This window comes from Promicromonospora vindobonensis (assembly GCF_042685865.1).
In the GTDB taxonomy this organism is placed as follows: domain Bacteria; phylum Actinomycetota; class Actinomycetes; order Actinomycetales; family Cellulomonadaceae; genus Promicromonospora; species Promicromonospora vindobonensis.
Genome location: NZ_JBHUOG010000001.1, coordinates 2,518,372 through 2,542,916 on the forward strand (window position 1 = coordinate 2,518,372; position 24,545 = coordinate 2,542,916).

Annotated in this window: 17 protein-coding genes; 13 read left to right on the forward strand and 4 right to left on the reverse strand. The window is 68.7% G+C overall.

Translation table 11 applies throughout. The features are described from left to right. The first annotated feature begins 322 nt into the window (after positions 1-322). Positions 323-4,432: a S8 family serine peptidase gene (locus ACFS27_RS11400; RefSeq protein WP_377182973.1), complete on the forward strand. Its 4,110-nt coding sequence runs from the start codon at positions 323-325 to the stop codon at positions 4,430-4,432. A gap of 102 nt (positions 4,433-4,534) precedes the next feature. Here the strand turns inward: ACFS27_RS11400 and ACFS27_RS11405 are convergent, their stop codons facing one another. Then, complete coding sequence (locus ACFS27_RS11405) at positions 4,535-5,626, reverse strand: inositol-3-phosphate synthase (RefSeq protein ID WP_377182975.1); 1,092 nt, start codon at positions 5,624-5,626, stop codon at positions 4,535-4,537. After that, positions 5,623-6,270: a PadR family transcriptional regulator gene (locus ACFS27_RS11410; RefSeq protein WP_377182977.1), complete on the reverse strand. Its 648-nt coding sequence runs from the start codon at positions 6,268-6,270 to the stop codon at positions 5,623-5,625. Before ACFS27_RS11410 ends, ACFS27_RS11405 begins: the two co-directional genes overlap by 4 nt. Positions 6,271-6,768: 498 nt before the next feature. Between ACFS27_RS11410 and ACFS27_RS11415 the strand changes: the two genes are divergently transcribed. The 6 genes from ACFS27_RS11415 (at position 6,769) to rplI (ending at position 13,788) form a co-directional block, all read left to right on the forward strand. Further along, positions 6,769-9,123, forward strand: coding sequence for a transglycosylase domain-containing protein (locus ACFS27_RS11415; protein ID WP_377182979.1), 2,355 nt, complete (start codon positions 6,769-6,771; stop codon positions 9,121-9,123). A 290-nt stretch (positions 9,124-9,413) separates the two neighbouring features. Then, the gene (locus ACFS27_RS11420) at positions 9,414-11,837 is read left to right on the forward strand and encodes a transglycosylase domain-containing protein (protein ID WP_377182981.1); all 2,424 of its coding nucleotides are present in this window, start codon (positions 9,414-9,416) and stop codon (positions 11,835-11,837) included. Positions 11,838-12,049: 212 nt separating this feature from the next. Continuing rightward, on the forward strand, positions 12,050-12,340 hold the full coding sequence (gene rpsF, locus ACFS27_RS11425) for a 30S ribosomal protein S6 (RefSeq protein WP_377182983.1): 291 nt from the start codon (positions 12,050-12,052) through the stop codon (positions 12,338-12,340). A 110-nt stretch (positions 12,341-12,450) separates the two neighbouring features. Next, positions 12,451-13,005: a single-stranded DNA-binding protein gene (locus ACFS27_RS11430; RefSeq protein WP_253876727.1), complete on the forward strand. Its 555-nt coding sequence runs from the start codon at positions 12,451-12,453 to the stop codon at positions 13,003-13,005. Positions 13,006-13,084: 79 nt separating this feature from the next. Beyond that, the gene (rpsR, locus tag ACFS27_RS11435; protein ID WP_116673133.1) at positions 13,085-13,321 is read left to right on the forward strand and encodes a 30S ribosomal protein S18; all 237 of its coding nucleotides are present in this window, start codon (positions 13,085-13,087) and stop codon (positions 13,319-13,321) included. A 17-nt stretch (positions 13,322-13,338) separates the two neighbouring features. Next, positions 13,339-13,788, forward strand: a complete 450-nt coding sequence (rplI, locus tag ACFS27_RS11440) for a 50S ribosomal protein L9 (protein WP_377182986.1) — start codon at positions 13,339-13,341, stop codon at positions 13,786-13,788. A gap of 107 nt (positions 13,789-13,895) precedes the next feature. On the opposite strand, the gene ACFS27_RS11445 is transcribed toward rplI, so the two are convergent. Next, positions 13,896-15,245, reverse strand: a complete 1,350-nt coding sequence (locus ACFS27_RS11445; RefSeq protein WP_377182988.1) for an MGH1-like glycoside hydrolase domain-containing protein — start codon at positions 15,243-15,245, stop codon at positions 13,896-13,898. 60 nt (positions 15,246-15,305) lie between these two features. Between ACFS27_RS11445 and ACFS27_RS11450 the strand changes: the two genes are divergently transcribed. From ACFS27_RS11450 to ACFS27_RS11470, 5 genes are all read left to right on the forward strand, one after another. After that, a complete protein-coding gene (locus ACFS27_RS11450) occupies positions 15,306-16,709 on the forward strand; it encodes an ABC transporter substrate-binding protein (protein WP_377182990.1) in 1,404 nt (467 codons plus the stop codon). 28 nt (positions 16,710-16,737) lie between these two features. Continuing rightward, positions 16,738-17,634 carry a carbohydrate ABC transporter permease gene (locus ACFS27_RS11455; RefSeq protein ID WP_377182992.1) on the forward strand — a complete coding sequence of 299 codons (897 nt, stop codon included), beginning with the start codon at positions 16,738-16,740 and terminating at the stop codon, positions 17,632-17,634. After that, a complete protein-coding gene (locus tag ACFS27_RS11460) occupies positions 17,631-18,497 on the forward strand; it encodes a carbohydrate ABC transporter permease (protein ID WP_377182994.1) in 867 nt (288 codons plus the stop codon). The genes ACFS27_RS11455 and ACFS27_RS11460 overlap by 4 nt, the downstream gene beginning before the upstream one ends. A 41-nt stretch (positions 18,498-18,538) precedes the next feature. Further along, entirely contained in the window at positions 18,539-19,744 is a 1,206-nt protein-coding gene (locus tag ACFS27_RS11465) for an ROK family protein (RefSeq protein WP_377182996.1), read from the forward strand. 276 nt (positions 19,745-20,020) lie between these two features. Next, on the forward strand, positions 20,021-22,057 hold the full coding sequence (locus ACFS27_RS11470) for a hypothetical protein (RefSeq protein WP_377182998.1): 2,037 nt from the start codon (positions 20,021-20,023) through the stop codon (positions 22,055-22,057). Positions 22,058-22,109: 52 nt separating this feature from the next. Here the strand turns inward: ACFS27_RS11470 and ACFS27_RS11475 are convergent, their stop codons facing one another. Further along, a complete protein-coding gene (locus tag ACFS27_RS11475) occupies positions 22,110-22,886 on the reverse strand; it encodes a DUF305 domain-containing protein (RefSeq protein WP_377183000.1) in 777 nt (258 codons plus the stop codon). Between the two features lie 147 nt (positions 22,887-23,033). Between ACFS27_RS11475 and ACFS27_RS11480 the strand changes: the two genes are divergently transcribed. Continuing rightward, on the forward strand, positions 23,034-24,464 hold the full coding sequence (locus ACFS27_RS11480; protein ID WP_377183002.1) for an LVIVD repeat-containing protein: 1,431 nt from the start codon (positions 23,034-23,036) through the stop codon (positions 24,462-24,464). Positions 24,465-24,545: the final 81 nt, after the last annotated feature.

Consider the following 24,545-nt stretch of genomic DNA (forward strand, 5'->3'; position numbering starts at 1 on the left):
AGTCGTACCGCCGAGGTCAATTTTTCGTTACCTTCCCGTTGCGTGCCGGAAATGACGCATTCCCGCCCCGCTGGCATCTTTACGCCACGACTGGCCTGATAGCGGGTGAATTCTCGCCAGGGCGAGGGTGAAAAAGAGGGTGAACCATTGACACGGGCAATTGCCGTTTGTTCGACCGTATATTGACCGAAAAGTGACCCATGCCTGACCGCAAACCGACCTTGTCGGGTTGAACTACGCAAACGACGGTTAGGGCTGGCCCACAACCGTGGGCCGTCCAAGCGCATCCGGTGTCGCGGATGCGCCGGGTAATGGAGGGTTCATGCACCGTCGAACTGCTCTCGCACAACGCTCGGCAACCGCTACAGCGGTTCTCGCGCTTGTTGCGACATCAGCGCTGAGCGTCGCCCCGGCGGCGTTCGCAGGAACGTCCCCGACAACGGCAGCGACAACAACCAAGGCCGTCGCGGCCGACCCAGAGAGCAAGCTCACCGACTTCGCCAGGGAGATGCTGACCGAGCGCAAGACCGCCGACTTCTGGGTCGAGCTGGCCGACGAGGCCGACCTGACGGACGCCAGGGGCATCAGCAGCTGGGACGAGCGGGGTCAGTACGTCTACGACGCCCTCACCAGCACGGCCAGGGCATCCCAGGCGAGCCTCGTCAAGGAGCTCAAGGCCGTCGACGCCGACTACGAGAGCTACTGGATCAGCAACCGGATCCTCGTCGAGGACGGCACGCTTGCCCTGGCGGACAAGCTCGCCAAGAACAGCGAGGTCCAGCGGATCAGCGAGACGGTCAGGCTGAACCTGGTCGAGCCGGTCAAGCGCACCCCGGTCAGCGACAAGGGGACCCAGGCCGTCGAGTGGGGCCTGGACGCCATCAACGCTCCCGAGGTCTGGGACATGGGCTACACGGGTGACGGCATCACGGTGTCGAACATCGACACCGGCGTGCAGTACGACCACCCGGCGCTGGCCGACCACTACCGCGGCATGCAGCCCGACGGCACGCTGGTCAACGACTACAACTGGCAGGACACCTCCGGTTCCGCCGAGCTGCCGTTCGACGACAACGGGCACGGCACGCACACCGTCGGCACCATGGTTGGCGACGACGGTGCGGGCAACCAGATCGGTGTCGCACCCGGCGCGGACTGGATCGCCACGAACGGCTGTGACACCTGCTCCGACGTGGACCTGCTCGAGTCCGGCCAGTGGATCCTCGCCCCGACCCGCACCGACGGCACGGAAGCCGATCCGTCGATGCGGCCGCACGTCGTGAACAACTCGTGGGGCGCCCGAGCGGCAGGCTCCATCGACGACTGGTACACCGAGACCACGGCAGCCTGGGAGGCCTCGGGCATCTTCGGCACGTGGTCAGCCGGCAACTCGGGACCGTCGTGCCAGACGACGTCGTCCCCCGGCGCCAACACCGGCTCCTACTCGGTCGGTGCGTTCGGCGTGTCCGGTGCCATCGCCGACTTCTCGTCGCGTGGCCCCGGCCAGGACGGCATGGTCAAGCCCAACATCGCGGCCCCCGGCGTGAACGTGCGCTCGTCCGTCCCCGGTGACGGCTACTCCGCCTTCAACGGCACGTCCATGGCGGCCCCGCACCTCGCGGGCGCCATCGCGCTGCTGTGGAGCGCCGCACCCGCGCTCGTCGGTGACATCGAGGGCACGCAGGCGCTGCTCAACGAGACCGCCGTGGACACGGACGACACCTCCTGCGGTGGCACCGCCGGCAACAACAACGTCTGGGGCGAGGGCAAGCTCGACGCCGCAGCGCTTATCGACGCCGCCCCGATCGGCGCCACCGGATATGTCTCCGGCACCGTGACCAACGCCGCCGGCACCCCGATCGCGTCCGCCGACGTCGTCATCGACGGTGAGCACGACCGGAACGTCCGCACCGACAGCGAGGGCACGTTCACCGCGCGGGTCGCCACCGGTGACTACGCGGTCTCCGCGTCCGCCTTCGGCTACCTGGCTTCCGAGCCGGCCGCCGCCACCGTCGTCGAGGACGGCACCGTCGACGTGCCGATCACGCTCGAGGCCGCCCCGTCGCACGCCGTGACGGGCATGGTGACCTTCGCCGGATCGGGAGACCCGGTCGCGGGCGCCCCGGTCAGCCTCGGCAGCCACTTCGAGGACGTCACCACCGGCGCGGACGGCACCTTCGCCTTCGCCGACGTCCCCGAGGGCACCTACCCGCTCACCGTGACGATGGGCGGCTGCGCCTCGTCCTACGAGAGCGACGTCGTGGTCGACGGCGCGAAGGACGTGCCGGTCCAGATCACGGCCGTCACCGACGACTTCGGCTACTCCTGTGCGACGTCGACCGGTGACTACCTGCAGGGCGACACAGAGCTCCCCCTCACCGGGGACGACGTGCAGACGTCGATCGACCTTCCGTTCGACTTCCCCTACTACGGCGTGGGCTACGACGCGGCGTTCGTGACCTCCAACGGTCACCTGAACTTCCTCGCCGCCAGCACGAGCTTCGGGAACAGCACCATCCCGAACAGCGCGGTACCCAACGCCGCCCTCTATCCCTTCTGGGACGACCTCCACCTCGACGCCCAGGCGGGCCTCTACACCGGGACCACCACGGTCGACGGACAGGACGCCTTCGTCGTCGAGTGGCGCAACGTGCGCAAGTACTCGCCGTCGACCGACCGCCTGAACTTCTCGGTCACGCTCGTCGCGGACGGCACGGTGCTGTTCGGCTACGGCGCGGTCACCGACACCGAGACCGCCAAGGGCAGCTCCGCGTCGATCGGCATCGAGAACGAGACCGGCACCGTCGGCCTCCAGTACTCGACCAACACCCCGGCGGTCACAGAGGGCCTCACGGTCACCTACACGGCGCCAGTGCTCTCGTTCCTCGACGGCACGGTCACCGACCGCAACACCGGCGAGCCCGTCGAGGGCGCGACAGTTACCGCGGTCGCCGACGGCGTCACGCGCACCGCCACGACGCAGGAGGACGGCACCTACACGGCCATCGCCCTGCCCGGCGAGTACACGGTCGACATCACGGCCCCCGACTACGAGGCCGCCTCGGGAGAGGTGACCCTCGCTCCTGAGGACACCAGCACGTTCGACGCGTCGCTCGCCGCGGGCATGCTCGCGGTCAGCACCGAGTCGATCGACACCACCCTGCCGCTGGGCAGCTCCACGTCCAAGCGGTTCACCGTGACGAACGAGGGCACCGCGCCGACCGCCGTCGAGATGACGGGCAGCGGCGGTGGGTTCGAGATGGCGGGCATGGACGGCGCCGCCGTCATCCAGCACCCCGAGGGCAAGGCCACCGTGGCCGAGTCCGCGAAGCCGTCGGCCAACCTGGGCGGTTCGTTCGGTAGCTCGGACTCACGCCTCCAGGCCGCCGGCAAGGGCACAACGGGCAAGACCGTGACGCCGGAGTCCATCCCGGTCCGGCCGGACGCCACCAACCTCACCCACTCGGCCTCGCAGGAGATCACGGAGCTCAACTCGGCATCGTGCGGCAGCCTGGCCGGAACGACGGAGAACCGCTTCTTCCGGACGTTCACGCTGAGCGACTTCGGTATCGACGGCAACTTCGACGTCTCGGAGGTGTCCTTCGGTGTCGAGCAGGCCACCGCTCAGACCCTGACCGTCAACCTCCACACCCTGGACGGCGAGCTGACCTTCGCCAACCTGACGTCGATCGGGACGGCCGAGGTGAGCATCCCCGCGTCGACCCTGACGATGATCTCGGTGCCCGTGACGGGTGAGGTACCCGCCGGCGCCACGCTCGTGGTCGAGGTCGTCTCGCCCAACCAGCAGTCGAACGGTGGGGTCTTCTACATCGGGTCCAACGCCGCGGGTCAGACCGCGCCGTCGTACCTCTCCGCCACCGAGTGCGGGCTCCCGGAGCCGGCGACCACCGACTCCATCGACTGGCCCGACATGCACATCGTCATGAACGTCTCCGGTGAGACTGCCGGCGGCGGCATGGAGTGGCTGACCATGGACCCGACCGAGTTCACGCTCGAGCCGGGCCAGAGCAAGACGATCACGGCGGCCATGAGCGGTGTGGTGGCCCAGCCCGGCACCTTCACCGGCACGCTGGTGGCCGACGCGGAGACGCCGTACGACGCCCCCGCCGTCGACGTCAGCATGATCGTGAACCCGCCCCGCAGCTGGGGCAAGCTCGCCGGCACCGTGTCGGGCTTCACACCGGACGGCGTCGTCTCCCTCGGGGACGCCGTGGTCCAGGTGAACGGCGCATACTCGGCGGTCACCCTGGTCACCGGGGCGGACGGCACCTACGAGTACTGGTTCGACAAGTCGGAGAAGAACGCGCAGATCATCGCAACCGCGAACGGGTACATCCCGGAGGTCGGATCGGCGAAGGTGGCGCCACGCACCACCGTCGTGACCGACTTCGAGCTGGACCCGATCAAGTAGCTCGGGACCTGAACCTGTCGTGAGTTCGGCAGAAGGTCAGGTGATCGGTAGCCCCGGGCTGCCGATCACCTGACCTTCTGCCGACCATCTGCGCTCTGGCGCTCAGCGCTCGATGTCACCGCGGATGAACGACTCCAGCTGGGCGCGGCCCGCGGTGTCCTCCATCTGCACCGGCGGGGACTTCATGAAGTAGGTGGCCGCCGACAGGAGGGGCCCCCCGACCCCGCGGTCCTTGGCGATCTTCGCTGCCCGGACGGCGTCGATGATGATGCCGGCGGAGTTCGGGGAGTCCCACACCTCGAGCTTGTACTCCAGGCTGAGGGGCACCTCGCCGAACGCGCGGCCCTCGAGGCGTACGTACGCCCACTTGCGGTCGTCGAGCCACGCCACGTAGTCCGACGGACCGATGTGGACGTTGCGGTCGTCCTTCTTGCCCGCCAGGGCGCCGGTGAGGTTGGAGGTCACGGACTGCGTCTTGGAGACCTTCTTCGACTCGAGGCGGTCACGCTGCAGCATGTTCTTGAAGTCCATGTTGCCGCCGACGTTCAGCTGGTAGGTGCGGTCGAGGACCACGCCGCGGTCCTCGAACAGCTTGGCCAGCACGCGGTGCGTGATGGTGGCGCCGACTTGCGACTTGATGTCGTCGCCGACGATCGGCACGCCCGCGTCCTCGAACTTCTTGGCCCACTCGGGGTCGGAAGCGATGAACACCGGCAGAGCGTTGACGAAGGCGACACCCGCATCGATGGCGCACTGCGCGTAGAACTTGGCGGCCTCCTCGGAGCCCACCGGCAGGTAGCACACGAGCACGTCGACCGCGGCCTCGCGCAGCGTCGCCACGACGTCGACGGCGTCCTTCGTGGACTCGTCGATCGTCTCGCGGTAGAAGTCGCCCAGGCCGTCGAGGGTCGGTCCGCGCTGGACGGTCACACCCGTCGGCGGCACGTCCGCGATCTTGATCGTGTTGTTCTCGGACGCGGTGATGGCCTCGGCCAGGTCGAAGCCGACCTTCTTCGCGTCGACGTCGAACGCCGCGACGAACTCGAGGTCCGACACGTGGTAGTCGCCGAACTGCACGTGCATGAGGCCCGGGACGGTGCTCGCCGGGTCGGCGTCACGGTAGTAGTGCACGCCCTGGACCAGGGACGAGGCGCAGTTTCCTACGCCGACGATGCCCACGCGGATGGAGGTCATCCTCGCTCCTTCTTCGTTTGTTCCTGCTGCGATGAGCGGTTCGGCGCCGAGGCGCGTCCCCGCTCGGTGGAGATGAGGCTGTCGAGCCAGTGCACTTCGCGCTCGACCTTTTCGAGCCCGAACCGCTGGAGCTCGAGTGCGTATTCGTCGAGCCGCGAGCGCGGGTGCGTCGCGGCCTGGCGGAACGTCTCCAGGCGCTCGGTCAGCCGGGTGCGCCGGCCTTCGAGGACCCGGAGGCGGGTCTCGGCGTCGGTCTGCGCGAAGAGCGCGAACCGCACGTCGAAGTTGTCGTCCTCCCAGGCCGCCGGTCCGGCGGTGGCCAGGACGGTCTGGAGGTGCTCCTTGCCCTCGGCGGTCAGCTCGTAGACGACGCGACGTCGTCCGAGGGGCTTTGGCTTGGCGGTGCGGCCCGGGATCCCCGCCTTCCCCTTGCGGGGTGGGGGCGGAAGCGGGTCGTTCTCCGTCGTCGCGATCAGACCGCGCATGACCAGCGCCTTCAGGGCCGGGTAGAGGGTGCCGTACGAGAAGGCGCGGAAGGAGCCGAGTACCAGGTTGAGGCGCTTGCGAAGCTCGTACCCGTGCAGGGGGGACTCGTTGAGCAGGCCGAGGACGGCGGTCTCCAGCACGTCGGACCGGCTGCGCACGGTGTCCTCCTTCCGGGCCCGTCATGGATTGCCCGGGCGTATCAGTTCTGCACGATGTATCGAGTCGATACATCGTGAGGATAAGCATCCGGATCCCGCTGCGCAATCCGCGCCCTCCGCGGCCGCCGCCGTCGGGCCGTAAGTGGATGAAATGTGAAGCGGGAGCAGACGGTCTGGGCTGACCCTGGGCGAAATGTCCCGCGGCGGGGTTGTGGAGCGGTTCGGGGCTGTTAGGGCCCGTAGGTGATCCCCTATGGTTTCGGGTTGTCCGCCGTGACGAGTGCGTCGACCGCACCGGCGGGCGCAAGTCGAACCGAGGAAGAGGCTGACGTGTCGAACTGGAGTCCCCCTCCGATCTGGCCGCAAACTCCCCGACGACGGCAGGGAATCTGGAACTACCCCCGTCCGTATCGCACCGGGATCCGCGCGTGGATCCCGTCGTGGCGCGTCGTCGTGGGCACGCTGCTGACCGGTACGTCGCTCGTGGCAGGTGTTGTCATGGCCGCCTGGGTGAACGTCACGGTGCCCGCTGAGCTGAACAGCGTCGACTTCGAGACCACCACCGTGCACTACGCGGACGGCAAGACCCTGGGGAAGTTCGCGGCGCAGGACCGGACACTGGTGTCCCTCGAGGACCTGCCGTCCCACGTACCCGACGCCGTCATCGCGTCCGAGGACCAGAGCTTCCGGACCCACCCCGGCATCAACCTGCCGGCGATCGCCCGAGCGGCTCTCAACAACGTGACGGGTGGTGCTCAGCAGGGTGCCTCCACCCTGACCCAGCAGTACGTCGAGAACTACTACGTCGGTGTCGGCGAGGCGACGTACGCGGACAAGTTCCGCGAGGTGATCCTGGCACTCAAGGTGACGCAGGAGCAGTCGAAGGACCAGGTGCTCGAGGGCTACCTCAACTCCATCTACCTGGGGCGCGGTGCGTACGGCGTGGATGCGGCGTCGCAGGCCTACTTCGGGCACTCGGCGACCGAGATGACCGTCTCCGAGGCGGCCTTCCTCGCCGGGATCATCCCGAACCCCACGTACTGGGACCCGCGGCAGGGCGAGGCCGCCCAGGCGCAGGCCGAGGCACGCTGGAACCGGACGCTCGACTTCATGGTGGAGACCGGTGCCATCAGCTCGGAGGATCGCAGCGCCGCGAAGTACCCCAAGCTCGTCAAGTACCAGCAGGGCTCGGGTGACAACCGGACGGCCTACCTGATGGAGCAGGTCGCCGACGAGCTCGACGAGCAGGGCATCTCGGCCGACCAGCTCACGCAGAACGGCTACAAGATCCAGACCTCCATCGACCGCAAGATGCAGGCCGCCGCGTACGAGACGATGGAGCTGCCCGAAGACGCGAACGACTTCACCCGCGCGTCGCTGACCTCGATCGACCCGCAGACGGGCGAGATCAAGGCGATGTATGGCGGGCCGAACTATTCGACCGCACCCACCAACGCGGCGACCTTCGAGGCGCAGGGCGCGTCGACCTTCAAGCCGTTCACGCTGATCGGGGCGCTGGAACAAGGAATTCCGCTCACCAAGCGGTACGGAGCCATCGACGGCACCGTGATCGAGGGCTGGAACCAGGAGGAGGGCGGCCCCGACGTTCCGCTGTACAACTTCGACAACCAGTCGTGGAACAGCCTCGACCTGACGATGGCCACCGCGGACTCGGTGAACGTCGTGTACGGCCAGCTCAACAAGGACATCGGACCCGAGACGACGGCGGAGGTCGGCTACGAGCTCGGCATCCCGCAGGCCGACGACAACCCCGACACGCGCGACTGCTGCAGCATCGGCGGCAACCTCGCCAACGTGCTGGGCACCGCCTACGTGACCAACGTGGACCTGGCGCACGCCTACTCCACCATCGCGGCGCAGGGCTACCGCACCACGCCGCACATGGTGACCAAGGTGACCGAAGGCGAGAAGCTCATCCACGAAGGTTCGACGTCGCGCGAGAAGATGTTCGACGAAGAGATCATGGCGGCTGCGACCTACGCGATGAGCAAGGTGGTCGAGGAAGGTTCGGGGACGCCCGCCCTGGAGCTCGAGCGGCCGGTCGCCGGCAAGACGGGGTCATCGAACGACAACATGTCCGCGTGGTTCGCCGGATTCGTGCCGCAGCTCACGACCGTGGTCGGTCTCTACGAGTACAACATCGACAAGAACGAGTACGAGCAGATCCAGCCGTTCGGCGGCTACGAGCAGATCACCGGTGGCTCGTGGCCGGTGGAGGCGTGGACCGACTACATGGTGCGGGCCACCGAGGGCATGGACATCGAGGAGCTCCCGGAGTACACGCCGCCGGCGCCGCCCGAGCCGACCCAGTCGCCGTCGCCCACCCAGAGCCCGTCGGAGGAGCCGGAGGAAGAGAAGGTCATGGTGCCGACCGGGCTGGTCGGCAAGCAGTACACCGTTGCCGCGTCGGCGCTCGCCGGTGCCGAGCTCATCCCCCAGCAGGTGGACGTGGACAGCGACCAGCCGGCCGGCACCGTGCTCGCCGTCGACCGCGAGGGTCAGGAGGTCGACCGCGGCGAGACCATCCGGGTCGAGGTCTCCAACGGCTCCCAGGTGGAGGAAGAGACCACCACCGTGCCATGGGGCCTGACCAACCAGGATCAGGGGTACGCAGAGGAGCAGATCGCCGCCGCGGATCTGGAGCCGGTGGCCCAGGAGGCGCCGTCCGACTCCGTACCGGAGGGACGGGTGATCTCGGTCGACCCGGGCGAGGGCACGGAAGTGCCCACGGGGAGCCAGGTGATGATCGTCGTCTCCAGCGGGCCCGAGGAGGGCGAGGGCGATCCGACCGATGATCCGTCCGAGGACGAGGGCGGTGGGCTCTTCGGGTAGGCACGGGTGAAAGGTCGGTAGAAACGCCGCTCGAACACGGGGCGTACACACAGAAACCGCGTTTGTGCTACTTGCCGTGAACATCGATCCTCTATCGTTTCGGGGTCCAGTGCGATCACTGGATCGATACGAGGAACGAGGAAGACGTGGCGAACTGGAGTCCTTCTCCGATCTGGCCGCAGACGCCCCGGCGCCGACGGGGAATCTGGAACTATCCCCGGCCGCACCGCACGGGACTCCGTGCTTGGGTCCCGTCATGGCGTGTTGTGGTCGGTACCGTCCTGACCGGGATGTCGCTGGTCGTGGGCGTGTTCACGGCAGGGTGGATCGGCTGGGCCGTACCCGACGAGCGTAAAGAGATCGGTTCGGAGACCACTACCGTCTACTACGCGAACGACCAGGTGATGGGTAAGTTCGCGGCGGTGGACCGCACCATCCTGGGACTCGACGAGATGCCCCCGTACGTGGGCCAGGCCGTGCTCGCGTCCGAGGACCAGAACTTCGAGAACCACATGGGTGTCGACCCCCTCGGCATGGTCCGCGCGCTGGTCAGCAACGTGACCGGCGGCGCACGGCAGGGTGGGTCCACGCTGACCCAGCAGTACGTGGAGAACACCTATTTCGAGCCGGGCCAGACGTCCTACGCGGACAAGTTCCGCGAGATCATCCTGGCCGTCAAGGTGGACCAGGAGAAGTCGAAGGACGAGATCCTCGAGGGCTACCTCAACAGCATCTACCTCGGCCGTGGCGCCTACGGCTTCGAGGCAGCCGCCAAGGCGTACTTCGACAAGCCCGCAGCGGAGCTGACCGTCTCCGAGACAGCGATGCTGGTGGGGATCATCCCGTCGCCGTCGTACTGGGACCCGCGGTTCGGTGAGGAGTCCCGGGCCGTCGCCGAGGAGAAGTGGGGCCGCGTCCTGCGCAACATGGCCGAGCAGGGAGTCATCACGGAGGAGGAGCGCAGCTCCGCCACCTTCCCGGAGCCGGTCAAGTACAAGCCGGTGTCCCGCGCCGGCCAGGTGGGCTACCTGCTCGAAGAGGTCCGCAAGGAGCTGGCCGGCAAGCCAGGCCTTGACGAGGAGGACCTCATGAACAACGGGTATGAGATCCACACCACCATCAACCCGAAGTGGCAGAAGGCCGCGGTCGCCGCGGCGAAGACCATCCCGACGGAGGGCGAGGGCGCCGCGTCGAAGAGGCTCGGCGTCTCCATCGTGTCCGTCGACCCGAAGGACGGCGCGATCCGCGCCCTGTACGGCGGCAAGGACTACGAGAAGAACCAGTACAACGCGGCCACCGACGGCAAGGCGCAGCCTGGCTCCACCTTCAAGCCGTTCACCCTCATCGGTGCGCTCGAGGAGGGGCACGAGCTCAACGAGTACTACACGGGCAACAGCCCGATGCAGATCCCGGGCTGGACCAAGGAGGCGGGCGGACCCGAGGTGGAGCTCACCAACTTCGGCGCCCCGGGATCGGGTGGCGAGTCGTTCGGTGACATCGACCTGATCGACGCGACGGCGAACTCGGTGAACACTGTCTACGCGCAGCTCAACGTCGAGATCGGGCCGGAGAAGACGCAGGACGTCGCGATCCGGGCCGGGATTCCGAAGGAGTCGACGAACTCCACCCTGTCCAACGTGCTCGGCACCGAACCGGTGCGCGCCGTCGACCTCGCGGGCGCGTACGCCACCTTCGCCGCGCAGGGCACGCGCAGCGAGCCGCACATCGTGACCTCCGTCAAGGACGGCGAGAAGGTCATCCACGAGTGGACCGGCATTCCCGAGCAGGGGGCCATCGACCCCGAGGTGATGACCAAGGCCACGTACGCGATGCAGCAGGTGGTCGAGAAGGGTTCCGGCACGCCGGCGCTCGAGCTCCTCGGCCCCGACGCCAACCCGCGTCCGGTTGCCGGCAAGACCGGCTCCACCAACGACAACAAGTCGGCGTGGTTCGCCGGCTACACGCCCCAGATCGCGACGGTCGTCGGCCTCTACCAGGCGACGGAGAAGGGCGGCCAGGACTCGATCACACCCTTCGGCGAGTGGGCGGGCGGCAGCCTGACCGGTGGCACGTGGCCCGTCTGGGCGTGGACCGAGTACATGAAGACGGTGACCGAGGGCATGGAGGTGCAGGAGTTCCCGGAGTACAAGCCGCCGGTCCCGCCGCCGGCCCCCACGCCCAGCCCGGATCCTTCGCCGACGATCTCGGACGACCCTGAGGACAAGGTGCTGGTCCCGGTCGGCCTTGTCGGCCAGCAGATCGCACCCGTCTCGGCGGCGCTGTCCACGGCCGGAGTGAACCCCGCTCCGGTCGAGGCCGAGAGCGAGCACCCCGCAGGGACCGTCCTGTCCGTGCAGCACGAGGGCCAGGAGGTCAAGCGTGGCTCAAGCATCCGGGTCGAGGTCTCGACCGGCCCGCCGCAGCAGGAGACGGCGCAGGTACCGGGTGGCCTGATCGGCGGCGACGAGAACAACGCCAGGGGCAGGATCCAAGGTGCCGGGCTCGAGCCGGTCTTCGAGTACCAGGCGTCCGAGGACTACGCCGAGGGCGTGGTCATGAACGTCAGCCCGGGGGAGGGCTCGGAGGTGCAGGCCGGTAGCCAGGTGCGGGTGCTCGTCTCCCGTGGTCCGGGCGGCATCTTCCCGACCGACGAGCCGACGGACGGGAACGGAAACGGGAACGGCGGCGGCGGGGGCAGGGGCAACACCCCGTAGCCCGCGTCGTCCTCGGGTCCTGTCGTCGAGGGGCCGTCTCTGCGGAGACGGCCCCTCAGCCGTTGTCGGAACCGCGGATTCTCGCGTGTGAGAGGGGTCTCGCCCGCTCGGTTCCGCCGTCGCGCACATGGCAGGTAGGCTTGGCCCTTGCTGTGAACCCTCCTGTCACGGAACTGCCGTGACCGCTGAGACCAGAGGAGGTGGGTATACACATGCGTCAGTACGAACTGATGGTGATCCTGGACCCGGAGGTCGAGGAGCGCACCGTTGCCCCGTCGCTCGACAAGTACCTGTCGGTCATCACGACCGAGGGTGGCTCCGTCGACAAGGTGGACATCTGGGGGCGCCGCCGTCTGGCCTTCGAGATCACGAAGAAGACCGAGGGCATCTACGCCGTCGTCGACTTCACCGCGACGTCTGCCACCGCCAAGGAGCTGGACCGTCAGCTCGGCCTCAACGAGGTCGTGCTGCGTACCAAGATCCTGCGCACCGGCGACAAGTGAGTCGTCGGAGCTGAACCTTCCTGCGCCGCGCGAGTGTCAGTGGTTCGTGGTTGCATTCACCGCGAACCTAGGTACCGCGCACGGAACGTCGACTGAATCGAGGAATTGGCATGGCTGGTGAAACTGTCATCACAGTGATCGGGAACCTCACCGGGGACCCGGAACTGCGCTTCACCCCTTCAGGTGCTGCGGTCGCCAACTTCACGGTGGCGTCGACCCCGCGCACCTTCGATCGCCAGAGCAACGAGTGGAAGGACGGGGAAACCCTGTTCATGCGCTGCTCGATCTGGCGCGAGGCCGCGGAGAACGTCGCGGAGTCGCTGACCAAGGGCACGCGCGTCATCGCGCAGGGTCGCCTGGTCCAGCGCTCCTACGAGACTCGTGAGGGCGAGAAGCGCACCGTTGTCGAGCTGCAGGTGGACGAGATCGGTCCGTCCCTGCGCTACGCCACGGCCAAGGTCACCCGGGCCCAGCGGTCCGGTGGTGGCGGCGGCTTCGGTGGCGGCGGCGGTGGTGGCTTCAACGGCGGAGGCGGCGCCCAGCAGGGCGGCGGCTCCGGCGGAGGATTCAGCTCTTCCGGTGGCGGTCAGAGCAATGACGACCCGTGGGCCACGGCAGGCCCGGCGTCGTCCGGTGGTTCGTTCTCGGACGACCCGCCGTTCTGATCGGCACCCCCCGTTCACCTTTTTTCGTTCGCCCGGCCCGCCAGGCCGAGTGAGCAGCACCTGACAAAGGAGCAACGCCATGGCGAAGCCTGTGGTGCGCAAGCCCAAGAAGAAGATCAACCCGCTCAAGTCGGCGAAGATCCACAACATCGACTACAAGGACACGGCGCTCCTGCGCAAGTTCATCTCCGACCGGGGGAAGATCCGCGCTCGTCGTGTCACCGGCGTCTCCGTGCAGGAGCAGCGTCAGATCGCGAAGGCCGTGAAGAACGCCCGCGAGATGGCCCTGCTGCCGTACACGTCGACGGCTCGCTGAGGAAGGGATCGAGAACAATGGCAAAGCTGATCCTGACCCACGAGGTGACCGGCCTGGGCGAGCCCGGCGACGTGGTTGAGGTGAAGGACGGGTACGCCCGTAACTTCCTCATCCCGCGTTCGCTGGCGACGCCCTGGACCAAGGGCGCCGAGTCCGACATCAACGCGATCCGCAAGGCTCGCAAGAGCCGCGAGGTCGCATCGCTGGACGAGGCGAAGGCCCTGGCCGACTCGCTGTCCGCGAAGCCGGTCGTCGTCGCTGCGAACGCCGGCCCCGGTGGCCGTCTGTTCGGTGCGGTGACCACGGCGGACATCGCCGGTGCGGTCTCCGCTGCCGGTGGCCCGTCGGTCGACAAGCGCAAGATCGAGATCGGTCAGTCCATCAAGACGACCGGTGACTTCACCGTGTCGATCCGCCTGCACCCTGAGGTGTCGGCCAAGATCGGTGTGAAGGTCGTCGCCGAGTGAGCTAGCGCTCGCTTGATCGCCTGATCGCGAGAAGGCCCCGGTTCCCTGTGTGGGAGCCGGGGCCTTCGTCGTCTCTCTGCCTGTGGAAGGGCTCTTCGAATGCTGCTCTATGGCCGGGGCAGCACCTCGATCTCCTCCGAGAGCAGCATGTCGAGCGTCAGCGCTGCGGTCCACGAGAACTGACGGGTTCCGCGGCCCGCTCCCGTATCGGGGTCCACGTACTCGGGAAACCCCTCCGGTTCGGCGACGGTGAAATGACCCTTCAGCCGCGCGGCGAGGTCGTCACGACCACGAGCCCGGACGGCGCGCTGCAGCAACCACGACATGTTGAACCATGCCGGTCCTCGCCAATAGAGGGCAGGGTCGAATGCCGGGTCCTCGCGGGAGGTGCTGGGCAGGAACGGCCCGCCGCCGAGAAATCCGGGGCCGGCGAGCGTCGCCAGCATGCGTTCGGCGCGTCCGGCCCCGACCCCCACCGCACCTTCTGGTCCCATGGCGGACCCGGGAGCAAGCGGGGTGGCCAGGAGCAGCGGAACCAGGCCGTTCACCGTCGCCCGGTGAACGCGCTCGCCCGTGGTGTCGTCCAGGGCCACGTACAGTCCGAGCTCCTCGTCCCAGAGGTGCTTGTCCAGCGCGGCGATCACCCGGGCGGCGGCAGCCTCGTGCGCGCCGCCGGCGGCCGACGGCGCGCTCCCACCGCCGTCAGACAGCGCCGTGACCATCCGCGCCAGCGCGAGCTCCGAGACGGCCAGGACCGAGGCGAACAGCGGACAGACCATGGCGAAGCCGATCGGGAGGTCGTCTGCGCAGCCGGCGTCGCGGTAGGCCTCGGCGAGACGGTAGTACCGCCGGTAGTCGCGGCCGCCGGGGCGTTCGCCGGACCCAGCGTGCCGCAGGTCCGGCCGGCGGATGGGCGTACGCGCCTCTGGCGGCACCCGTTCGAGCGCCACGTCCCACAGGGGCGAGTTGTCGGTGCCGGTCTCCCACGGGTGCTTCGCCACGGGCAGGCCCACGCCACCCGCGCGCCGGACGTGCAGGTATTCGTGCCAGCGCACGAGTCGCGGGTACACGCTGGCGAAGAACCCCTCACGTGCGGAGCCGGCCGGATCGGCGCAGTGCACCAGCCATGCGGCCCAGGCGTGCACGGGCGGCTGCACCAGCCCGGAGGTTTCCGAGCGCCAGAAGCCCGCCCCCGGCGCGTAGTCGTCGTCGCGCCCGACGTCGTAGACGATCTGTGGCACCCGGCCGTCGGCCCACTGCGCGTCGAGGAGCGTGACCAGCTCCGCCCGGGCGCGCGCCGGCTCACGATGGCGGTTGCCGATCGCGACGAAGGCCGAGTCCCAGCTCCACTGGTGCGGGTACAGCCCTGTCGCGGGGACGGTGTGCCGCCCTGTCCAGTTGGTGTCGAGGACACGCGCGGCGGCGTCCACGGCGACTTGCTCCACGTCCTTGTGCATCTTTCGACAGTAGGTTAGACATAAGTGCCAGATCCACTCACTCAATGGCGAGGAGATGTCATGTTCCGGCACAACCGGGCGGCTGCGGTCCGCCTGACGATCGCAGCGGCAACGGCCGCCACCGTGGCCCTCACGCTCAGCGCCTGCGGCAGTGGTGCGCCCGAGTCCGACGGGACGATCACCGTCTGGACCGTCGAGACCCAGCCCGAACGCCTCGCGATCCAGGAGGAGGCCATGGCCGCCTGGGCCGAGGATTCCGGTGTCGAGACCGACCTGGTGCCGGTCGAGGAGGACCAGATCTCCCAGCTCCTGTCCGCAGCGGCGCTCTCCGGCGACGACATGCCGGACGTCGTCAACGCGATCAGCCCAGGCCTGGTCCGGTCCTTCGACCGGGACGGCTACCTCGATCGCGACGCGGCGGCCGAGGTGGTCGAGGCGCTCGGCGAGGACACGTTCGCGCCGCTGGCCCTCGAGCTGACCAGCGACGGCGACGAGCTGCTCGCCGTGCCGTCGGACGCCTGGCCGATGATGGTCTACTACCGCACCGACCTCTTCGAGGAGGCCGGCCTCGAGCCGCCCGCCACCTACGACGACCTGCGCGCTGCCGCCGAGGAGCTCACGACGAAGGGCCGACACGGGATCACGCTTGCCACTGACGCGGCCGACCCGTTCACCCAACAGGTCCTCGAGTTCCTGGCGCAGGGCAACGGCTGCGAGCTGGTGGACGACGCGGGAGAGGCGACCCTCGACAGTCCCGAGTGCACCGAGATGATCGAGCTCTACGCCGACCTGGCCGGCGAGTTCTCACCGGACGGCACGCAGGGAGTCGAGTCCACGCGGTCGTCGTACTTCGCCGGCCAGTCGGCGATGACCATCTGGTCGTCGTTCCTGCTGGACGAGATGGCCGGCTTGCGTGAAGAGTTCACGCCGTCGTGCGACGAGTGCGCCGACGACCCGGGCTGGCTCGCCGAGAACACCGCGGTGGTCCCTGTGGTGGAGGGACCGTCCGCGGGCGGGGAGGCAGCCGGGTACGTGGAGTTCGTCTCGTGGGGCATCACCGACGGCGCCGACCCGGAGACCGCGGACTTCGTCGAGTACATGATGTCCGACGCGTACGTGGACTGGCTGGCCATGGCCCCAGAGGGCAAGGTGCCGGTGCGCGCAGGCACCGCCGACAACCCGACCGAGTACACGGACGCGTGGTCGGAGCTGGAGATCGGTGTCGACTCCAAGGAGGCCTTCTCCGACGTCTGGCCCGCCGAAGTGACCGACACCCTGGCCGCCGCACCCGAGTCGGCGGACCGCTGGGCGCTTCCGCAGGGCCAGGGCGCGATCCTCGGCCCGATCACGAGCGAGCTGCCGCTCGCCAAGGCGGCGGCGGACCTCGGGTCGGGCAGCGCCGACGCCGCAGAGGCGCAGGCGACCATGCAGGACGCCGTCACGGACATAGCAACCCGCGACTGACCCGCCCACGAGACAGAGGAGGGTGGGTATGGCGTCGACGCTGCGGCGGGTCGAGAGCCGGGCCGGGATCACACTCGTCGCACCGGTGGTGCTGGTGGTGGCAGCGATCATCGTGGTCCCGATCGTGTGGACCGTGGTGCTGTCCTTCCAGGACGCGCGGTACGTGGACGTGGCGCGCAACGGGCTGTTCAACGAGCTCACGCTCGACAACTACGCGGACGTGCTCACCGCGCCCGCGTTCTGGCAGGCGCTGCTCACGACCGTCGAGTACTCGGTCGCCACCACCGTCGGCTCGATCACGGTGGGTCTGGTGGCGGCGCTCGCCTTCCGGGACCGGTTCCGGTTCCGGGCCCCGCTGCGTGCGGTGATGCTGCTCCCGTACGTCGCGCCGGTCGTGGCCACCACCTTCGTGTGGCAGGTGGCACTGAACCCGCAGTACGGCGTGGTCAACGCCTTCGGCACGCAGGTGCTCGGCTGGGAGCACCCGGTCAACTTCCTCACGTCGGCGCCCACGGCGCTCCTCACCGTCATCGTCTACGACATCTGGCGGTACTTCCCGTTCGCATTCATGTTTCTCGGCGCGGCCCTGACGGGCCTCAGCCGCGAGATCGAGGAGGCCGCGGTGGTCGACGGCGCGACACCGCTGCAGAAGTTCTGGTTCGTGGTGCTGCCCCAGCTGCTGCCCACGGTCGCGCTGCTCGTGCTGTTCCGCATGGTGATGTCCTTCAACGAGTTCGAGGACGTCTACCTCCTCACCGGTGGCGCCGCCGGCACCCAGGTGGCGTCGGTGCGGGTGTTCGAGCAGCTCACCGGATCGAGCGACATCGGAGGCGCGAGCGCGACCGCTGCCGTGATGGCCGTGTTCCTCGGCGTGGCGCTCGCGATCTACCTGCGTCTCACGGCAAAGCAGAGGGAGGCGCGATGAGTGCCGTATCCGCCCAGACCAGCGTGCTGCGGGTGCTGCGCGTCGTCGTGATCGCGGCGCTCGTGGTGGTGACAGTGGTCCCCTTCCTCTACATGTTGTCGCTGAGCTTCGTGCGCATCGACGACCTGCTGCGCGAGCCGTTGCGCGTACTGCCGGCGCTCGAGCGGATCACCACCGAGACCTACGTCGAGGTGCTCAGGTCGGAGGAGGACGGCGGCTACGGATTCGCGCGCTTCATGCGCAACTCCGCGATCGTCGCGGTGTCGGCGTCCGCACTGACCGTCGCGCTCGTGGTCCCGGCGTCGTACGCGCTGACGCGCCTTCGGTTCGCCGGGCGCTCGCAGGTCTCCTGGCTGTTCCTGGCCGTCTACCTGTTCCCGACGATCATCATCGCGGTGCCGGTCTTCGTCGGGTTCCAGGTGCTGGGGCTCGGATCGTCCCTGGTCGGCCTCGTGATCGCCTACATCGCCCTGACGGTGCCCGTCTCGGTGCACATGCTGCGCAACTACCTCGCGGGCATCCCAGAGTCGATCGACGAGGCGGCGGTCATCGACGGCGCCTCCCGCTTCCAGATCCTGACTCGCATCACGGTGCCGCTCGCGCTGCCGACCATCATGTCGACCGCGCTGTACTCGTTCATGATCGCGTGGAACGAGTTCCTGTTCGCCCTCCTGTTCCTGTCGGCCAAGCAGGACCTGTGGACGGTGTCGCTCGGGCTGACCAGGCTCGCCGACGGCCAGGAGGTGTCGAAAACGGTCCTCATGGCGGGCAGTGTCCTCCTCACGGTGCCGATCGTGATTCTGTACGGGGTGGCCGAGCGGGCCCTCACCGAGGGACTGACCGCCGGTGCCGACAAGGGTTAGCGAGCACAGGCTGGTCGGGCCGGAGGAGAGCTGAGGACACGGTGGCAGCTGGCGCGGGTGAGATCCTGCAGCTCGTCCGGAGCGGACGAGCGACCACGCGCACCCAGGTGCTCGAGGTGACGGGGCTGTCACGAGTCACGGTGGCACAACGGCTGGACGCCCTCGCGGCGGCCGGGATCATCCGCGCGGCGGGAGACGCCGGGGCTACCGGCGGACGGCGATCCGAGCGGTTCGTCTTCGACCCGACCGACTCGCTGGTGCTGGTGGGGGCGCTCGAGCTGGGCGACGGACCTGATTCCGTGGCCGTGCGGGGACCGGAGGGGCAGACGTCGGCCACGGTGGAGCTCGCCGTCGTCGACCCCCACGGGGCGCTCCTGGCGCGGGCCTCCCTGGCGGCTGACCTCGCGGCCGGGCCGGACGCCGTCGTGCCGCAGCTGCTCGACGGGTTCGACGCGCTGCTGGCCGGCGCCGGGATCAAGCCGTCCGCCGTCGGCGGCGTAGCGCTGTCCGTGCCGGGACCGGTCGACCCGCACGACCACCGGCTGTCCGATCCGCCGGTGATGCCGGGCTGGGGCGGATGGCCCGTCGTCGAGGCCGTGCGCGAACGGTTCGACGTGCCGGTGCACCTCGAGAACGACGCCGACGCGATGGCCTACGGCGAGTTCACCGAGCTGGGCGCCCGCCGCTCCGGTAGGCCGCAGCCGTTCGTGCTGGTCAAGGTGTCCGGGTTCCTCGGAGCGGGGCTCGTCATCGACGGTCAGACCTACCGTGGGACCGACGGCGGGGCCGGCGACATCGGGCACGTCGACGTAGGCGGTGACGCCGTCTGCCGGTGCGGTCGGCGCGGGTGCCTCGCCGCGGAGGCCGGCGGCGCGGCGCTGCTGCGGCGCCTGAGGGCCGCGGGGTCCGACGTCGGATCGCTCACCGAGCTGCGTGCGCTCGCCGAGCGCGGGGATCCCCTCGTGACGGCGGAGCTGGACCGGGCCGCCGGGCTGATCGGTCGAGTGCTGGCCGTGATGATCGGGCTGCTGAACCCGGCCGACCTCGTGGTGGCCGGTGAGCTGGCAGTGCCGACCATGATCGCAGGGATCCGTGCCGGCGTGTATGCGGGGGCGCAACCACGGGCCACCGCGCGGCTGCGGATCCGGCCCGCCGCGCTGGGTCCTGACGCCGTGCTCATCGGGCTGGCGCGGGTCGCCGTGGACGACCGGTTCTCGGCCGAAGCGGTCGACGCCCGGTTGGGCTAACGCTTTCCACCGATCTACGTCTGCGGGTGATCTTCTCCGCTTTACTGAGTTGTGATCAGTAGAAGCGTTCCGCAGGGCGCCAACCGCCGGTACCTTCAGCGCAGACGCCCGCGATGACGGGCTTCGCGCTCGCCAACGGCGGCGAGCCCGGCGGGCAGTGGCGCCGGTCGGACAACTTTTTCGCGGGGCGATGACGCCCGCGGAGCGAGAGGCGAACCGATGACGCAGTTGCATGCATCCCGAGCAGCACAGCCAGGTCCAGCACCGACGATCCTGATGGCAGTAGGTGTGGCCCTCCTGCTCATCGGTGCGATCGTGGCCACGGCCTTCATGCTCCTGTTCCAGGGCGAGGTCGCGTCCGGCGCGGACCGGCTGGCCGACGGCGCCGGTGAGCTGAACGACGGCGTCCAGGCCGACCTGGTCTCGGGCGTCGGCGACCTCAGCGCCGGAGCCACGGAGCTCAACACTGGCGTCCAGGGCAGCGTGGTGCCGGGGGTCGAGAAGCTCGCGGACGGTGCCGGGCAGCTCGACTCCGGCGCCGGTGAGCTGCGTGCGGGCGTGATCAAGCTGCACGACGGAGCCAAGAAGATCGCGGACGGCACCGCGGAGACCGCCGTGGACGTCTCCGACCTCGCCGACGCGTCGCTGCTGCTCACGGCCGGATCGACCAAGCTGAACGACGGGTCGAAGCAGCTGAATGACGGCTCGAAGCGGCTGAACCAGGGCCTCGGCGACCTGAACGCCGCGGCGCCCGAACTGGCCGACGGGGCCGAGCGGCTGGCGGGCGGGTCGGCGCTGGTGCAGGCGGGCGTTGTGACGTTGAACGGCAAGGCCCCAGAACTGGTTCACGGGGCGAAGAAGCTCGCAGACGGGTCCGCCAAGGTATTCGCCGGCAACCAGAAGCTCAACGGTGGGCTGTCACAGCTCGCCGCGAAGAATGACGATCTACTGGGTGGGACCAGTACGGTCGAGTCGGGGGCTGGAGCGCTGGCCGCAGGTGCTGCAGACCTGGACGCGGGCGCCGATCAGTTGTCGGTCGGCGTTCACCAGCTCGACTCCGTGGCGCCGACGCTCGCGCAGGGAGCAGTCAAGGCAGCGGCGGGGGCCAAGGACGTTGCCGCCGGGGCCGCTCCCGTGGCTGATGGCGCGGGCGCGGCAAAGGCCGGCGCAGACAACCTGGCCGCGAAGCTCGGCGGACTTGTTTCAGGCGCGAAGCAGGTCCAGGGCGGGAACCTTGCCCTCCAGCAGAACCTGACCGACCTTGCCGGGGACGCTGTGGATCCGGCACTCAAGCAGCAGCTCGAGGCGCTCGCGTTGTCAGCCGGCAGCCTCGCTGCTGGCGCCGACGACCTGGCCGTCGGGGCGGGTGAGGCTCAGGCCGGAGCGACCGGACTCGGCGGTTCGTTGGGCACCTTGGCGGACGGGGCATCGGCCGTCGCGAGTGGCTCGGCGTCCGTCGCAAAGGGATCTGCCGAGGTGGCCGGTGGTGCTCAGCTGGTAGCCGGTGGTGTCGGCACCCTCGCCGACAAGGTGCCGGCTCTTGTTGCCGGTTCGGAGCGGGTCAAGGTCGGCAGCGCGCAGCTACAGGCCGGTGTCGGGCAGCTCGCCCCCGGGATTCAGCAGTACGTGGCGGGCGTCGGGACGGCCTACCAGGGCAGCGCCGAACTTGTCGCGGGCGCCGAGCGTGCGGCCTCGGGGAGCGCTGAGCTGGCGTCTGGTGCCGGTCAGCTCAAGGGTCGGCTGCCGGAACTTCTCTCCGGCGCCACCCAGGTTGCCGACGGCAACGCCGCTCTGGCGTCGAAGACCCCGGGGCTCGTCTCCGGTGTCAGGCAGCTGCATGACGGCTCAGGACAGCTGGTCGAGGGTTCGGCGCAGCTGCACGACGGATCCGGGCAGCTGGTGGGCGGCATCATCGAGGTGCGCGACCGCGTGGTCCCGAAGGTCGAGAAGTCCCAGCGTCTGGCCGATGGGTCGGTCAAGGTCCGCGACGGGCTCAAGGACGCCCGGCAGGGCACCCGGACCCTTGTCCAGGGCACGGGTGCCCTCGACGACGGCACTCAGACGCTGGCGGCGGGCGCCACGGACCTGGCCGACGGCACCCAGCAGCTCGCCGACGGTTCCGCGAAGCTCGCGTCCGGCACCACCGAGGTGGCGTCCGGCACCGAGCAGCTTTCCGCCGGGACCGGCCAGCTCCGTACCGAGGTGGACGGCTCCCCGGCCGGCCCCATCGGCGTCAGCGTGATCCTCGCGGCGGCACTCGGTCTGCTGGCGGTGCTCGCCGGCCTGATCCTGCTGAACAGGCGCCGCGCCTGATCGGAACGACCGCCGGGGCAGAGCACACCGCTCCGCCCCGGCGGCCGGATGGTCACAGCTCGGCGAGCATGGTGGCCATCCGGTCGATCTCGGCCATCTGATCGGCGGCGATGTTGGTCGCCAGCTCGATGACACGTTCCTCGCTGCCCGAGCCTGCGACCTCCTCGCACATGGTCAGCGCGCCCTCGTGGTGCTTGATCATGCCCTCGAGGAAGAGGCGGTCGAACTCGGCTCCGGACGCCTTCTCGAGTGACGCCATCTCGACGTCGGTCAGCATCCCCGGCATGTCTTCGGCGTCGTGCCCGTGCTCCGGCGCCCGCGGGCCGGAGCCGTCCCCGCCCTCGACGTCGAGCGGCACGGGGTAGTCGTTCTCCTCGAGCCAGCCGGACATGAGGTCGATCTCGCTGTCCTGTACGACGTCGATGCGGGCCGCGAACTTCTTCACCTGCTCGGAACCGCTGCGTTCCGGGACCAGGCCGGCCATCTCGGTCGCCTGCCCGTGGTGCAGGATCATGTCGCTCAAGAACCCGGCGTCGGCCTTTGAGAACGGCGCCTGGGCGGGCGCTCCCTGGTAGTCCTCAGGCGCGATCGTCTCGGCCTTCTCCCCCGGTTTGCCGGGTTGCAGCACGACGGAGCTGGGCGTCGAGACGGCTTCCGGCTCCTCGTCCGACCCGGTGCACCCAGCCAGGCCGAGCGTGAGCGGCACGAGGATGACCAGGCTGAACGCGGCCGCTCGCGGCGGCAGAGACCGGTGCTCGGCGGCACGACGCCGGCGTGCCGAACCGCGTCGCTGGACCTTCGGGGAACCGGTCTCGATCTCTGTCTCCACGCGAAGATCCTCCCAGGCGGCTTGTCACTGCTGTGTAAATTCTTGACTCGCAACTGGCGTCGAATTGGTGTGATGTACGACACTCGCGATGGACCCTACCAAGGAGGTGTGACGCCATTGCGCCGTCCAACCTTTACCCGATCGCATGTGCGGGGCGCCGCTGCTGCCGCCCTCGCGGCGGCTCTTACGGCGGGAACATTCGCTCTCGCGGCACCGAGCCTGGCCACGCCGGACGACGGCGAGGCCGCACTCGACACCACGACGTCGGCATCGTCGTCCGCGGTCGAAGCGGACGTTCCTCCGGGCGAGACCGAGTCGTCGAAGATCACCCACCTGAGTAACCAGCCCAAGAACGGCGCGCTGCTGAGCACCGGCTCCGACATCGCGTTCCAGGGCAAGTACGCGTTCGCGGGCAACTACGACGGGTTCACCGTCTACGACCTCTCCGATCCCGAGAATCCCGAGCAGGTCGTCCAGGTGTCCTGCCCGGGCGGCCAGAACGACATCTCGGTCTACAAGAACGTCCTGGTGCTGTCGACGGACTCGTCGCGCAGCGACGACTCGTGCGAGTCGACGTCGCTTGAAGCGACGAACAAGGAAGCCTGGGAGGGCATCAAGGTCTGGGACATCTCCAACCCGCTGGAGCCGGAGTACGTCCAGTCCGTCGAGACGAGCTGTGGTTCGCACACGCACTCTCTGGTCCCGTCCAAGAACAAGTGGGACCTGTACGTGTACGTCTCCTCGTACTTCCCGTCGGAGACGTACCCGGACTGCCAGCCGCCCCACGACACGATCTCGATCGTGAAGGTCCCGCTCCGTACGCCGGAGTCGGCGCGCATCGTCTCGACGCCGAACCTGTTCCCGGACGGCGGCTACGAGGGTGACGACCGCGGCTCGTACACCGAGACCACGGGTTGCCACGACATCACCACCTACGCCAAGTACGACCTGGCTGCCGGTGCGTGCATGGGCGACGGCATCCTGATGGACATCTCGAACCGGGAGCGCCCTCGGGTGATCAGCAGGGCGAGGGACACGGAGAACTTCGCCTTCTGGCACTCGGCCACGTTCAACAACGATGCCACCAAGGTCGTGTTCACCGACGAGCTCGGCGGTGGTGGTCTGGCCACGTGCACCGACGAGTTCGGCCCGACGCTCGGCGCCAACGGCATCTACGACATCAAGCGCAAGTGGTTCGGCAAGAAGGAGCTCGCCTTCAAGTCGTACTACAAGATTCCGCGGACCAACACGGAGAACGAGAACTGTGTGGCGCACAACGGTTCGCTGATCCCGGTCAAGGGCAAGGACCTGATGGTGCAGTCCTGGTACCAGGGCGGCGTCTCGGTCTTCGACTTCACCGACTCCAGCAACCCGCGTGAGCTCGCCTGGTTCGACCGTGGCGAGGGCGTCAGCGACGGCGGCACCTGGTCCACCTACTACTACAACGGCTATGCGTACTCCAACGATCTGGCGATCGGCTTCGACACCTTCGAGATCGACGACTCGATCGACCGCCGTGCCGAGGACGTACGGCTGGGGTCGCTCAACCCGCAGATGCAGGAACCGTTCGGCCGCTGACGCGTCTGCGCAAGCTGCCCGACGGCGACGAGGTGCCTTCCGTACGGAGGGGTCCGCCGCCGTCGGGCAGTGTTGTGTCGC